We start from the raw sequence: 14,062 nt of genomic DNA, 5'->3' as shown, positions 1-14,062 counted from the left end.
AGAGCGGATGCCAGGCAAATAATGGGCGGGAGTGTATTTTTGTATCCCGCTGCTGACGACCCTCAACTCGCCCACGCATGAAGCTTGGAGTCATCCGTGCGCACAGATCAGATGCCGCCCACACCTGTTGCGATCGTCGGCATGGCATGCCGGTTTCCCGGAGCCGAGAGTGCCGATGGCCTGTGGAAGGTGCTGGCCGCCAACGCGGACACCGTGACCGAGGTGCCGCGCGAGCGCTTCGACATCGGCGACTGGTACGACCCCGTCCCGCTGACTCCCGGCCGCACGGTGTCCCGGCACGGCGGCTTCCTCACCGAGCCCTTCGGCTTCGACGCGGCGTTCTTCGGCATCTCTCCGGCGGAAGCGCGTGAGATGGACCCGCAGGCGCGGCTCGCTCTGCACGTCGTCTGGGAGGCCCTGGAATCGGCCGGGATCCGGCCCTCGCTCCTGGCGGGAAGCCGCAGTGGCGTGTTCGTCGGGCAGGCGACGGCGGAACACGCGGAGACCGATCCCCGGGCCGACGAGCCCGATGTCCGCGCCATGGTGGGCAGCCGGCTGCGTGCCGTCACGGCCGGCCGCATCTCGTACGCCCTCGATCTGCGCGGACCCAGCGTGGTGCTGGACACCGCGTGCTCCTCGTCGCTGATGGCCGTGCACGCCGCGCGGCAGAGTCTGCTGACGGGTGAGAGTGACCTGTGCATCGCCGCGGGCGTCAACATCATCATGTCCCCCAACGACAGCATCGCCTATTCCCAGGGCGGCATGCTCTCCCCCCGCGGTCGCTGCCGGTTCGGCGACGCGGGTGCCGACGGGTTCGTCCGCAGCGAGGGCGTGGGCGCCGTCGTACTCAAACGACTGGACGACGCGCTCCGCGACGGTGACCCCGTGTGCGCGGTCCTGCTCGGCAGCTCGGTGACCAACGACGGCGCGGCCAGTGGCCTGCTGGTCCGCCCCTCCGTCGAAGGCCAGGCCGAAGCACTGCGCCAGGCGTGTGCCGACGCCGGCATCAAGCCCTCGGAACTGGACTACGTCGAAGCGCACGGCACCGGAACCCACATCGGGGACGAGGTGGAACTGCGCGCGCTCGCCGAATCGGCCGGTCCCGGCCGGCCGGAGGACCGGCCGTTGCTGACCGGATCGGTCAAGACCAACCTCGGTCACAGCGAGGCCGCGGCGGGCATCGCCGGGCTGATCAAGACGGCGCTCATCCTCCGGCACGGCGTCATACCCGCCTCGCTCCACGTCGACGAGCCGCATCCCCTGCTCACGCGGGACGACTTCCCGGTACGGATGGTGACCCGGAACCAGCCCCTGGACCCGGCAGGCCCCGAGGCCCTGCTGGGTGTCACTTCCCTGGGCCTGTCCGGCACCAACGTCCATCTGGTCGTCGGTGCCCACCCGGCGGGCCGGAGCCCGCCGCGGCGCACCGCGCCGGCACGGAAGCCGACGCCGGACCCCATCTGCTGGTGCTCAGCGCGCGAACGCCCGGCTCCCTGCGCCGGCTGGCCCAGGACTACGCCGCCTACCTGGGGCCCTCGGGACAGGGGCGCCCGTACCGGCTGAGCGACATCTGCTCCGCTGCGGCCACCGGACGCGAGGCTCATCCGCACCGGCTGTGGGTCGTGGGCGACGACCACGAGTCCCTGTCACGCCGGCTGCGGGCACTCGCCGCCGGCGAGGCCATCGCCGACGGCGCGGTCGCGGAGGCCGGGTTCTCGGGCGGCAAACGCGTCGTCTTCGTCTTCTCCGGACAGGGGTCGCAGTGGACCGGCATGAGCCGGGCCCTGTATCGCTCCTCGCCCGCCTTCCGCACGGCGTTGGACGCGTGTGACCGGGCCGTGCGCAAGGAACTCGGCTGGTCCGTCCGGGACCTGCTGATGTCCGACGACTGCGAGCTGTCCACCGAGGTGAGCACCGTGCAGCCCGCCCTGTGGGCCGTCCAGGTGGCGCTTGCCGCAGCCTGGCGCGAACGCGGTGTGGAGCCGGATCTGTGCCTGGGGCACAGCATGGGAGAGGTGGCGGCCGCCCATGTCCACGGCGCCCTGTCACTCGACGACGCGGCCGCGGTGATCTGCCGGCGCAGCCGGCTGATGCAGCGTACGGCGGGTCAGGGCGCCATGCTCGTGGCCGAGTTGCCGGCCGCCGAGGCACGACGGTACGCCGAGGCCTACGGTGCGGGCGTGTGCGTGGCGGCCGAGAACGCGCCCACCACCACGGTGCTCGCGGGCGATCCCGCCCCGCTGGCCGTCCTGCGGACCGAGTTGGAGGAGCACGGCGTCCTGTGCCTCCCCGTGCAGGTGAACGTGGCCTCGCACTCCCCCCGGATGGACCTCCTGCGCGATGACCTGCTGCGGGAACTGGCCGGCCTCGCCCCCACGCCCGGTACGGCCGGCATGGTCTCCACCGTGTTCGGCACCGAGCTGACGGGACCGGAGCTGACCGCCGACTACTGGATGGACAACCTGCGCCGCCCCGTGCGGTTCGCCGACACCGTACGCAAGGTGGCCCAGGCGGCGCCGAGCGTCTTCGTCGAGGTCAGCCCGCATCCGGTCCTCACCGCCGCCCTTGAGGCCACGCTCGGCGGCGACGGCGGCGACTCCGCCGCGGTGCCCTCGCTGCACCGTACGCGTGACGAGCCCACCGAACTGGCGCGGGCGGCCGGGCGGCTCTTCGCCCACGGCGGGCGGGTCGACTGGCAGCGGTGGTACCGCGGCCGTCCCCGGCACGTGCCGTCCCTGCCCACCTACGCCTGGGACCTCGTGCGGTTCCGCCGCGAGGCGCCCACCCGCGCGGCCACGCGCGCGTGCGGTGCGCCCCACGTCCGGCGCATCGACCTCGCCTCGTGGGGCCGCACCGCGGACTGGGGCGACGGCGTGGCGGTCCACGGCTTCGCCCCGGTTCCGCCTGTCGTGTACCTCGCGGCGATGGCCGATACGGCGCGGCAGGCGGAGCGCTCCGGATCGTTCGAACTGCACGACGTACAGCTGGGCGACACACCCGTGCCCGCCGAGGCGGCCGGCACCACCACCCTCCAGGTCGTCCTGGACGGGCCCGTCGAGGACGGCGGACAACCCCGCAAGGCGGCGGTACACGCCTTCCTCCAGGGCGCCCCCGCTCCCGTCATGTGCGCCGCGGGACACATCGTCACGGCGGCTGCCGACGATGCCGGCTCGAAGGCCGCGGACGTCCTCGACGCCGCGCTCGCACGGTGCCGGGACTACCTGGGGGCACCGGCCCTCCATGCGCTCGCGCGACGCCACGGGTACGACATCCGCGAGCCGTTCGCGGCGGTGGAACACCTGTGGCGGCGCGAAGGGGAGGCCGTGGCCCGGGTACGGCTGCCGAGGCCCCTGCCGCACGTCGGCTGGGAGGCAGGCCTGCTGCCGCTGCTGGCCGCCCGGCCGAAGGCCACGTCCGGCCGCGACGAGGGGGCTTACGTGCCCGTGTCCTTCGGCATGGTCCGGTTCCACGGGGAACTCGAATCCGAGTTCTGGAGTGTGGCCACCGTACGGCCCGAGGCCGGCGGGCCCTGGTCGGTGGCCGACGTCGTGCTGATCGCACCGGACCGGCGCGTCCTGGCGCAGTTCTCCGGGATCCGGATGCGCCGGATCTCTCCGCAGGCCCGGCGGAGCACGCCGGCCTCCCTGGTCCCGGCGGCGCTGTCGGCCCTCGCCGAGCCGTTCATGGGGCCGTTCACCAGCGTGGTCGAGAAGGTCGCGGAGCCCTTCGGGAGCGGCTTCCTCGGCACCCTCCTCCGCCCTGTCCGGCCGCCGGCCACCGACCGGGCGGGCGCAGCGGCAACGGCGCGAACCGACTGCCCCGACACCCCGTCGACGCACCCCGCGCCCTCCTCCTCACACCGTCCCCGCCGGCCGAGCGCCGAGGACTCGCTGCTCGAACACTCCGCGGCGCTGTTGGGCATGGATGCGGCGGACATGGACGAGCGGCGCTCGCTGCGCGACCTCGGACTCGATTCCCTGATGGCCTCCCAGCTCCGGCAGCGGCTGCGGCACGGTCACGGCATCGAGATCAGCGCCGGGCGGCTGCTGGGGGCGGAGAGCCTGGCCGGACTGTGTGCGAGTCTCGCCCGGCACAGCGCGGGGCCGGAACCCCAACGGGCACAGGAGACCCCGCACTCGGCTTGACGGCCCCTGGTGAAACTTGGACTGTGGTATAAAAACTTCGCAGTGGGACGGCAGGGCCGCAGACACACGTAACGCTGCTCCGCGGGCACGAGCGCCCCAGCGGCATCGCGTCGCTCCGCTCGGGGCCATGAGGGACCAGCATCCACAGGAGGGACGACGGAATGGACTTGCGTGCAACGACGCCGCCTGTCGGCCGCCGGGAACGCAACAAACAGCGCGTCAGGGAACGCCTGTACTCCGCGGCGGTCGAACTCTTCGTGGAGAAGGGGTACGACCACACCTCCATCGACGAGATCGCGGAACGAGCCGATGTCGCACGCGGAACTTTCTTCAACTACTTCCAGCGCAAGGAAGACATCATCAGCGCGTGGGGAGACAGGAGGCGTACCGCACTGGTGACGGGTCTCGACGAGTCCGACGCGTTCACCCCCAGCTCGATCGCGCAGCTCCAGCAGTGCATGGCGATCCTCGTCCGCATCAACCAGGAGGAACCGCGCCTCACCGCCGCGATGCTCACCGCCTGGGTGAAGGCGGGACGGCCGATACTCGAAGAACCGTATGTCGCGGAGGTCTTCGCCAAGATCGTCGATGGCGGGATGAACCGGGGAGAGCTGAACCCGGGAATGTCCCCGATCGGCGTCGGCAACGTCCTGCGCGACGTCTACCTCGGAGCGCTCTATCGCTGGGCGAACCAGCCGTCGGACAAGACCGGACCGTGTCTGGCCGACGAACTCCAGCAGATCCTGCGGCTCCTCCTCGACGGCATGACGGCGACGACGGCCGAGCGGATCTGACGTACCGCGCCCCTCCGAGGCGGTCGCCGAGCAGTCCCGCCTCCGTCCGGACGTAGCAGCCGAGGGCGACGAGGACTGTCGGGGACTGGCGGAGACTGGCAGACAAGTTCCCCGACCACGTCAGTGCCGAACAGGCCGGGGGAAGACGCGCGCGTCGGCGAGCAGTACGCCTGACACGAGCAACAACGGCTTCTCTGGGGGCCAGACCGGTGCGGTGTGACGTTGTGTAGGGCAGTAAGTTGATCTTCTGAGAGTCGTTCTCGGGGGGTGTGGCTCTGTGGCGGGTTGTTGCATCGACCTTCGGATCATGAAGTTACATTGCGTGCCTTTCCTGTGGATTTGCCGTCGGGAGTTCGGTACTGGACGGTCGTCGATGACGACTTCGAGGTGGTGTGGGTCGCCGATCAGTGGCTGCGGTTCCTGCGGTTCGGTCGGAGCCGGGCCGAGCTGACGACGAAGGCGTACGCCGAGGGCGTGGCGTTGTATCTGCTGTGGTGCCGGATCACGGGGCGGCAATGGCCGCAGGCGGCCCGGGACATGGGCCGGTTCATGGTCTGGCTGAAGTACACGCCGTCTACGCCAGACGGCGAACCGGCTCCGGTGGTGCTGGGTCCCGGGGCCGAGCCGGCCCGGAGGGAACGGCGGATCAACGGGGTGCTGACCGCGGTGCGGGGGCTGCTGTCGTACGCCGTGTCGGTGGGCGAGGCGCCCCGCTCGGTGCTGGGGCAGATATACGAGCTGGCCGACAGCCGGGACCTGCCGCCGGAGGCTCAGGGTGAGGACGCCGGCCTGTCCTACCGGCTGCGGGCCGTCCACCGGGTGCGGGAGCCGGAGGCGGAGGTGGACCGGGCCACCGACGACGAGCTGGTGGCGATGTTCCTGGAGTGCCGCAACGCCCGGGACCGGCTGATCGTGTTGCTGCTCGGCCGGGTCGGTCTGCGCCGTGGCCAGGCGGCCGGCCTGCACCGCAGCGACTGTCACCTGCTGCCTGATTCACGGGCTCTGGGCTGCGACTACGAGGGCGCCCACGTTCACGTCCGGCGCCGGGACAACAGCAACCGGGCGTGGTCGAAGTCGAAGGAGGCGTGGACGCAGCCGCTGGACTTCCTGGTGGTCCAGGCTTTCGATCAGTACATCGACGAGCGCCACGAGGTCCTCGGGGCGGGCGGCAGTGACTTCCTGCTGGTGAACCTGTTCCGCGAGCCGCTGGGGGCGCCGATGTCGCCGGACGCGCTGGGCGAGCTGTTCGAGCGCCTGGGGCAGCGGGCGAAGCTGTCGCGGAAGGTCGGCCCGCATATGGCCCGCCGTGCTTTCGGCAGTAACGTCTCGGATGCTGGCGGGTCGGTGGACGAGGTGCAAGCTCTGCTCGGTCAGACGCACCCGGAGTCGCCCAGGCCCTACCTGATTCCTGACCGGGCGCGATTGCGTGAAGCGATCGAGCGTGTTCCCTCCCCGCGGGCCCTGCACGGGAGGGGGGAGAAGTGACCGTGACGAACCGGCAGCCCAGGACCCGGCCGGCGGCTCGCCGGTCAGCCGGGCCTCGCTCCAGGCCGACCTCGCCAACGCCCAAGCACGCAACACCCGCCTTGCCGCCCGTGTCCAGCAGTTGGAGAAACGGCTGTCGCAGGCGCTGGGAGCCCAGGCATGGCAGGAATCAGGGCTCGGAGCCCCGGTCGACGTCGATGAACTCCAGCGAAAGGTCACCAGGCTGGAGCAGCAGAACGTCGAGCTGACGGCGGCGTTGGAAGAGGCTCGGTCCGACCTGGATGCCGCACGGGAAGCCAACCGGGACCTGACGAGAGCCCTCAACCAACGCGGTTGATCTGCGATGTCCCACCGTGCACGGGTACCTGAAGCCTCCGCGGCACGACGGCTGTCGCGGCGGCGGCCCGGTTCACGCCGTCTCCACGCCTACATGAGTGCGGTGATGGCGAGGCTCATCGATCTCGTCCAGCAAGGCGACTGCGAAGTCGTGGTGAGAGATGCGGCTGGCAGCGTCGGCGGAAGCGGTGGAGTAGCGCCCAGAGCGCGTCCCGTCAGGATCGAAGTCGCCCGCTGGACTGACGATCAGCCAGTCCAGCGCGGTAGTCGAGGTGCGCAGCACACCTGCCCCGGCTGCATGAGCGAGGCAGAAGGGCCGGTACTCCGGCGGAAAGCCGGGGCTGTCCATCAACGGCGTCCCGTCGGCGGTCTCCAGAACGGCCGCCAGGCCGACGACGACCAACCGGCCCACACCGGCTTTCGGCAGCCCGTCCAAGAGCGCCTGGACAGCGGTCTTGAAGAACACGTCAGCCTGGGAGCCAGGGTCGTAGGCAGCCATGATCGCAGCGTCATGCCCGTTCGCGAGGTCCGCAACGGCGTGGGCGTCGGTGACATCACCGACGAGCAGGCGGACTCCCGCCCCTTCAAGATCCCGGTACTTGTCCGGATCCCGAACGACCGCGGTGACATGGTGCCCGCGCTGGACCGCCTCGCCAACAACTGCCCGTCCAGCGCGGCCACCTGCGCCGAAAACAATGATCTTGCCCATGCGGCTACCTCGCTTCGTCTCAACAAGCTCTGCCTGCTGACTCCGCAAAGTAGCCGGACCCATGGTTACTTCCCGGATACCGAACTACCGTGGCCCTGTGACAAAGCCTCTGGACCCGGACATGTTCGACCCGCTCTGCCCCTCTGAGCTGATGCCGATCCGCGTGGGTGACAAGTGGGCCGGGATGATCATCCAGTGTCTTGAAGACGGCCCACGACGGTTCTCCGAACTACGAACACCGCTGCGGAACGTCACGCCAAAGGTCCTCACCCAGTCACTCCGAACCCTGGAACGTGACGGCTACGTCATCCGCACCGTCCATGTCGAACCATCCCGCCACGTCGAGTACGAACTGACCTCGCTCGGCCGGAGTCTCCTCGAGCTACTGGGCGTGGTCCGCACATGGGCCGAAACTCACCTGGACGAGCTCATTGACGCCCGCGAGGCAGCAGAGCGGAGCACATCCACCGGCTGACGCGCCAGGCCATCCGAACGACGGTTGGCGCCACACCTGTTGCACCCGCTACTCTGACCTCACCTGGCGCTGAGCTGCACAAAGTGGACTCCACTCGCCTCGCACCACACGGTTACCCCCAGAGAAGGCGGCGCCCGTCCATCGCGGGGAACTGTGTCGAGCGCGCCGACGCCGCGGTCTGCCTGACCGCGCCGGCGTGCCCGTACCACCCTGCCAGGTGCCCTCAGCACCTCCTGCCGCCCGTCGGGCAGGTCGGACGGTAGGCGCCGTAACTGGGCGACCCGTCCCGGCGTGACCGGGCCCCTGCAACTCGCCAGGCGCAAGGTCACGTTTCGGTATCCCGACGCACGCCCCTAGTCCGTACCGACTGGTCGGTACTAGCCTCTGCGCACATCTTCCCCGTCTGGACACCGAGCCCCCGGGATTCGGCCCACCTGGCCGAACAGTGCTCGTGCCCGCCGCACCGCAAGGCGCGCACTGTCCGCATCCACCGCACCGGGCCCGTGGGCCCGACACCAGGAGCCGCCGCATGACTGCCATGCCCGCTTCGCCCGACGACACGAATCCCAGACCGGCCGATACCGGCACGCCGGAAACCCCCCACCGCGCCACCCTGTTGTGGCGCCGCGAGTTGAACCACTACCCCGCCACCTCACGCCGGATGGCGTACCTGGCGATCGTGGTGCTGACCACCGTGGTGCTGTACTACGCCCTCTACGTGCAGTACGCCGTCGCCACGTCGATCATCACGCACTTCCACATGACCTACAGCTACTTCGTGTGGGTCAGCGTCATCGGCAACGCGGTCGGTGCCTTCGCCTCACTCGTCGCGGGCCTGGCCGACCGCTGGGGCCGGGCCAACATGGTGGTCTACGGGCTTCTCATCGCCGCCCTGCTCAGCCTCCTCGGCCTGCCCAACGCCCCGGACAAGAGCACATACCTGGTGCTCTTCGCCGGCCTCAGCTTCATCGAAGGCATCGTGCTGGTGGCCACGCCGGCACTGATCCGGGACTTCTCCCCGCAGCTCGGCCGAGCCACCGCGATGGGCTACTGGACCATGGGCCCGGTCATCGGGAGCCTGGTCGTCACCGTCGTCACCAGCAGCACCCTGTCCTTCGCCGGCTGGCAGGACGAGCTGCGCTACTCCGGCTGGGCCGGGCTTGCCGTCTTCATGGTGGCGCTGCTGGGGCTGCGCGAGCTGTCGCCCCGGCTGCGTGACCAGATCATGGTCAGCCTCCACGACCGTGCGCTCGTCGAGGCGCGGGCCAAGGGCACGAATCCGAGGACGGCGGCCGCGGGCCACTGGCGGCAGATGCTGCGCCTGGACATCGTCGGCTCGGCCACGGCCGTCAGCCTCTTCCTCCTGCTCTACTTCGGCGCTGTAGGGAACTTCGTCGTCTATTTCGCCGCGACCTTCGGCTACAGCGAGCAGCGCACCAACGGACTGGCCAACTGGTACTGGGCGGCCAACGCGGTGGCACTGGTGGCGGCCGGGCTGCTCTCCGACAAGCTGAAGGTGCGCAAGCCGTTCATGATCGTCGGAGCCATCGGCTCCATCGTGGTCACCACGCTCTTCGCCCTGCACGCCACGGAGCCGCGCACCGGTTACTACACCTTTGCCGCACTGTTCGTCGCCATCGGTGTGCTCACCGGCGTCACCTACGCACCCTGGATGGCGAGCTTCACCGAGACCGTGGAGAAGCAGAACCCGGCCGCCACGGCGACCGGTCTGGCCGTGTGGGGATGGATCATCCGGGCGGTGGTCGCGATCTCCACAGCGTTCGTCCCGGTCGTGGTGACGTCGGCCACGCCACTGGTCGAACATGGCGCCCAGGTCAAGGCCGCGAGTGTCCAGGCCGCCCCCGCTCTGGCCATCATCGACGCTCACCCCCGGCTTTTCGCCGAACTCGGGGCGTACCCTCCGACCGCGGTCCCGCCGGCACTGGCGGCTCAGGCGGCGCGCGAGGTCGGGCCCGACAACCTGGCGACCGTGCGCAGGGCCCAGCCGCAGTTGGCACTGCTGCAACGCTACGGAGCCCAGGTGAAGAGCGCCGCGGCCCAGGGCCCCGAACAATGGCGCACCTGGTGGCTGATCTGTGTCGCCGGCCAAGTGATCTTCCTGCCGTTCATCTTCGTCATGGCCGGCCGTTGGAGCCCGCGCAAGGCCCGCGACGAGGCGGTGGAGCACCAGCGCGCCGTGGATCGTGAACTGGCGGCCCTCGCCGAGGAGGGCGACTGACCCCACGGCCACCCTCCAGCCTGGGTGGGCAGCCCTTGGAAGCAACACCGTTCATCAAGGCGTTGCCGCTGCCCTCGACGGCGGTCTTCAGCCGTCGAGGGCAGCGTCGCGACGCGTGGAATCCGCCACAATTCATTGCCTTTGACGTGGACGAATGCATAAAAATGGTTCTTTAAAGCCGGCCGGTTGCATCCTCCGGTAATCAGCTCAAGGGATTCAACGACCAATGGCATGGGAGAAGCGTTTGATCACGGCACGTAAGCGACGCACCGGGCTGATGGCTACGGCCGGCGTACTCGGCGGCGTATTCACCCTCACGGCCCTCAGCGGTACCAGCAACGCTGCCACCAGCGGAAACGGCACCGGGAATCCCCCGAAACCGCAGGCGCAGGCGCAGGCAGATCAGCCGGGCGCCCAGGACGCTTCCGACGCCCGAATAAAGATCACCCCCGGGCAAGGTGCCTACAACATCGGGATCAACAGCCCCGTCGCAGTCACCGTCAGCAACGGCACGCTCACCAAGGTGACCATGACCGCCGTCGCGACCGGTGCCGAGATCCCGGGCACACTCTCCGCGGACGGCACCTCCTGGAAGCCGAACGGCCCACTGGAGCGAGCCACCAAGTATCAGGTCGCCGCGGAGGCCGAGGACGCCAAGGGCCGCCCCGTCAGCGGGAACGCCACGATCACCACGGTCTCCCCGGCCAACGACTTCATCGGGCACCTCTCCCCCGAGGACGGCTCGACCGTCGGCGTGGGCATGCCGGTGACGGTGAACTTCGGCAAGGCGATCCGCGACAAGGCCGCCGTGGAGTCGGAGATCCAGGTCAGCTCCAGCAGCGGCCAGCGGGTCGTCGGTCACTGGTTCAACGACGACCGCCTGGACTTCCGCCCCGAGAACTACTGGAAGCCCGGCTCCACCGTCACCGTCCGGCTCACCCTCCACGGCATCCAGAAGACGGTCACGTTCAAGATCGGCCGGAGCCAGATCAGCACCGTCGACGCCAGGACGAAGCAGATGACCGTCGTACGGGACGGCAAGACGATCAAGACCATCCCTATCTCGTCCGGCAGCCCCGAGCACCCGACGTACAACGGCCAGATGGTCATCTCCGAGAAGTTCAGGCAGATCCATATGAACGGTGCGAGCGTCGGCCTCACGAAGAAGGACGGCAAGCCCGCCTACGACATCAAGGCCGTACCGCACGCCATGCGCCTGACCGACTCGGGCACGTTCATCCACGGCAACTACTGGGGTACCGACTCGGTCTTCGGCAAGGTCAACACCAGCCACGGCTGCGTGGGCCTGAAGGACGTCATGGGCGGCGGCGACGGCAGGCAGCCCGCCGCCTGGTTCTTCGACAACTCGATGACCGGTGACGTCGTGATCGTCAAGAACTCCGCGGACAAGACCGCGTTGGCCCCGGACAACGGCCTCAGCGACTGGAACATGCCGTGGAGCGAATGGGTCGCGGGCAGCACGCCCCACTGACCCCCCGCCACTCGCCCCGCACCCGGTACGCGGAGCGGGTACGCCGGGTTCGGTGAGCGGCACGGAGAAACGGACCGGTGACGACACCGCCACCGCCACCGCGCTTCCGTGTCGGCCCCCGAAGCGTGTCCCCGGGGTTGTTGAACCGTCTGGCCGAGGGACGAACTGCTAGGGGCCGGTGGTCAGTTGACCTTCCGGTCCAGGCCGGACCAGTACGGCTGGCGGAGCTTGAACTTCTGGATCTTGCCGGTGGCCGTACGAGGGATGGCATCGCGGAACTCAACACTCGTCGGCGCCTTGTAGCCGGCCATACGCTCCTTGCAGTGGGCGATGATGTCGGCCTCGGCCGCCGTGGCTCCCTCGGCAAGCACCACGAGGGCCTTGATCGTCTCGCCCCACTTCTCGTCCGGCACCCCGATGACGGCGACCTCGGCGACCGCCGGGTGGCTGAAGATGGCGTCCTCCACCTCGATCGAAGACACATTCTCGCCGCCGGTGATGATCACGTCCTTCTTCCGGTCGGAGATCGTCAGATGACCGTCGGACTCGTCGATCCCGCCACCGTCCCCGGTGTGAAACCACCCGCCCTCCAGGGCCGCCGCGGTCTCCTGCGGCTTGTCCCAGTACCCGTCCAGCACCACGTTCGACCGGGCCAGGACCTCGCCGGTCTCGGAGACCTTCAGCCTGACTCCCAGCGCGGGCAGCCCGGCACGGGACAGCTTGCGCGCCCGCTCCCCAGCGGGCAGTCCCGCATCCGCCGGCCTGGACCGGTTGAACGTGAGCAGCGGGGACGTCTCGGTCAGGCCGTAGATCTGCGTGAACTCCCAGCCCAGTTCCTCCCCCACCCGCTGGATCAGCGTGCTCGGAGGCGGAGCCCCCGCGCACACGATCCGTACCCGATCACGGCCAGGGATCTCTCCCTCCCATGAAGCCGCCGCATCCAGCACCGCCTTCCACACCGCCGGCGCGCCGCACATGAGCGTCACGCCGTGCCGGTCGACCCGGCGCAGGATCTCCGCGCCGTCGACCTTGCGCAACACCACCTGCTTCACGCCCAGTCCGGCCATCACATAGGGCATGCCCCAGCCGTTGCAGTGGAACATCGGCAGCGTGTGCATATAGACATCGCGCTCCCACACCCTGGTGTGCAGCCCGAAGGTCATCCCGTTCACCCAGATGTTGCGGTGGGTCAGCTGCACCCCCTTCGGGCGGGCCGTGGTCCCTGACGTGTAGTTGATCGTCGCGGTGGCATCCTCGTCCGGGTCCGACCAGGGGCGGGGGGCTACGCCGAACCGCATCAGCTCCTTCTCGGTCTGCTCCCCGAGGACGAACCGGTGGCGCGCCTTGACTCCGGACAGCGCCTCGTCCAGCTCAGGGTCGACGAGCAGCACCGACGAGCCGCTCTGCTGCACCACGTACTCGACCTCATCGGGCTTGAGGCGGAAGTTGACCGGCACGCAGATGCGACCGCTCATCGGCACGGCGAACAACAGCTCCAGCAGCCGTGCGGAGTTGTGGCTGACCACCGCCACCCGCTCGCGCTCACCCACGCCCAGCGCATCCAGCCCCGCCTGCCAGGCGCGCACCCGCTCACCCAGCTGCCCGTACGTCGACTCCGGTACCGGCACGCCGGGCTGGTCCGGCTCGTCCACCACACCGGTGTCGGAGGCGAAACCCAGCTCGGCTCGCTCGAGGAAATCGGCGACCGTCATCGGAACACGCATAGCTCACTCTCCTGCATCCGGAACAACTACTTAACGCGGAAACCCCGTGCTTGGCAGTGGTGTACCCATCCAGCCGCTCGCGCCGGCCACGCCACCGCTCGTGCCCGCCGCGTCATGTGCCCGAGTCCAGGCAATTCCCAGGAGCTCCACGTGGCACTCCCCGATGAGCCACCCGCCATGACCAACTACGTCGCTTCACGCGCCACGCCACACACGCTGGGGGTCTGACCGCACCTAGTCCGCTTCCCCTTCGCCGGACACTGTTCCACCGAGGACCTCCAAGACCTCGAGGCTCCCAGAAACTGGCAGCTCACCCGCGCCCGAGCCCTGACCGAACCCGTCGGCGGCCAGATCGTCACCCCGTACTCCGACGTCGGCCACAGCCGCTCCCCGCCCTGACACCACCGCCCCGCACCAACGAACTCCTCCAAGCACTCCGCGATCCGAACCGCGGGTTCGGCGCGGTGGTGATCGGAGAGCCCCAGCGCACCTTCTGCGGCGACCAGTTCGGCAGCACACCTTGCCCGTCTTCGTCCACTTCCGCATCCCGCTGTGGGTACCGGAGGTCGGCGACCCGATCCACCCGAACAATGAGGCCCCACGATCTGGCGGCAGGAGTTCGCGTCATTGCCGGGTGCGGGAGGAGTCTCCAATGAGGGTGAG

The 14,062-nt window shown here is 69.4% G+C and carries 10 protein-coding genes; 8 read left to right on the top strand and 2 right to left on the bottom strand.

The features are described 5' to 3' along the window. Window positions 1-96 precede the first annotated feature (96 nt). The 5 genes from ABZ624_RS05425 to ABZ624_RS05405 all read left to right on the top strand — a co-directional run bounded on the left by ABZ624_RS05425 (window position 97) and on the right by ABZ624_RS05405 (window position 6,761). Window positions 97-1,563, top strand: coding sequence for a polyketide synthase (locus tag ABZ624_RS05425; protein WP_360082820.1), 1,467 nt, complete (start codon window positions 97-99; stop codon window positions 1,561-1,563). Then, window positions 1,467-4,145, top strand: coding sequence for an acyltransferase domain-containing protein (locus tag ABZ624_RS05420; protein ID WP_360082818.1), 2,679 nt, complete (start codon window positions 1,467-1,469; stop codon window positions 4,143-4,145). The genes ABZ624_RS05425 and ABZ624_RS05420 overlap by 97 nt, the downstream gene beginning before the upstream one ends. A gap of 161 nt (window positions 4,146-4,306) precedes the next feature. Further along, window positions 4,307-4,939, top strand: a complete 633-nt coding sequence (locus ABZ624_RS05415; RefSeq protein WP_360082816.1) for a TetR/AcrR family transcriptional regulator — start codon at window positions 4,307-4,309, stop codon at window positions 4,937-4,939. A gap of 333 nt (window positions 4,940-5,272) precedes the next feature. Next, the gene (locus tag ABZ624_RS05410) at window positions 5,273-6,424 is read left to right on the top strand and encodes a tyrosine-type recombinase/integrase (RefSeq protein WP_360082814.1); all 1,152 of its coding nucleotides are present in this window, start codon (window positions 5,273-5,275) and stop codon (window positions 6,422-6,424) included. Continuing rightward, entirely contained in the window at window positions 6,381-6,761 is a 381-nt protein-coding gene (locus tag ABZ624_RS05405) for a hypothetical protein (RefSeq protein WP_360082812.1), read from the top strand. Before ABZ624_RS05410 ends, ABZ624_RS05405 begins: the two co-directional genes overlap by 44 nt. A gap of 72 nt (window positions 6,762-6,833) precedes the next feature. Here ABZ624_RS05405 and ABZ624_RS05400 read toward each other — a convergent pair whose 3' ends face one another. Beyond that, complete coding sequence (locus ABZ624_RS05400; RefSeq protein WP_360082810.1) at window positions 6,834-7,469, bottom strand: NAD(P)H-binding protein; 636 nt, start codon at window positions 7,467-7,469, stop codon at window positions 6,834-6,836. Between the two features lie 97 nt (window positions 7,470-7,566). Here ABZ624_RS05400 and ABZ624_RS05395 point away from each other — a divergent pair, with 97 nt between their 5' ends. The 3 genes from ABZ624_RS05395 to ABZ624_RS05385 all read left to right on the top strand — a co-directional run bounded on the left by ABZ624_RS05395 (window position 7,567) and on the right by ABZ624_RS05385 (window position 11,675). Further along, the gene (locus tag ABZ624_RS05395) at window positions 7,567-7,944 is read left to right on the top strand and encodes a helix-turn-helix domain-containing protein (RefSeq protein WP_360083213.1); all 378 of its coding nucleotides are present in this window, start codon (window positions 7,567-7,569) and stop codon (window positions 7,942-7,944) included. A 529-nt stretch (window positions 7,945-8,473) separates the two neighbouring features. Further along, window positions 8,474-10,183 (top strand): MFS transporter, encoded by a 1,710-nt coding sequence (locus ABZ624_RS05390; protein ID WP_360082808.1) that lies wholly within the window; start codon window positions 8,474-8,476, stop codon window positions 10,181-10,183. Window positions 10,184-10,409: 226 nt separating this feature from the next. Beyond that, a complete protein-coding gene (locus tag ABZ624_RS05385; protein WP_360082806.1) occupies window positions 10,410-11,675 on the top strand; it encodes an Ig-like domain-containing protein in 1,266 nt (421 codons plus the stop codon). A gap of 182 nt (window positions 11,676-11,857) precedes the next feature. On the opposite strand, the gene ABZ624_RS05380 is transcribed toward ABZ624_RS05385, so the two are convergent. Then, a complete protein-coding gene (locus ABZ624_RS05380; protein ID WP_360082804.1) occupies window positions 11,858-13,399 on the bottom strand; it encodes an AMP-binding protein in 1,542 nt (513 codons plus the stop codon). Between the last annotated feature and the right edge of the window lie 663 nt (window positions 13,400-14,062).

It is taken from the genome of Streptomyces sp. NPDC007205, from assembly GCF_040634095.1.
Lineage (GTDB): Bacteria > Actinomycetota > Actinomycetes > Streptomycetales > Streptomycetaceae > Streptomyces.
The sequence above is the reverse complement of the archived record's forward strand: the minus strand, read 5'-3'. Positions and strand labels throughout refer to the sequence as shown.

Bases quoted from the DNA above. Each gene is read 5' to 3' on its own strand.
- ABZ624_RS05400 (WP_360082810.1), bottom strand. From the start codon at position 7,469: ATGGGCAAGATCATTGTTTTCGGCGCAGGTGGCCGCGCTGGACGGGCA.
- ABZ624_RS05380 (WP_360082804.1), bottom strand. From the start codon at position 13,399: ATGCGTGTTCCGATGACGGTCGCCGATTTCCTCGAGCGAGCCGAGCTG.
- ABZ624_RS05385 (WP_360082806.1), top strand. From the start codon at position 10,410: ATGGCATGGGAGAAGCGTTTGATCACGGCACGTAAGCGACGCACCGGG.
- ABZ624_RS05390 (WP_360082808.1), top strand. From the start codon at position 8,474: ATGACTGCCATGCCCGCTTCGCCCGACGACACGAATCCCAGACCGGCC.
- ABZ624_RS05415 (WP_360082816.1), top strand. From the start codon at position 4,307: ATGGACTTGCGTGCAACGACGCCGCCTGTCGGCCGCCGGGAACGCAAC.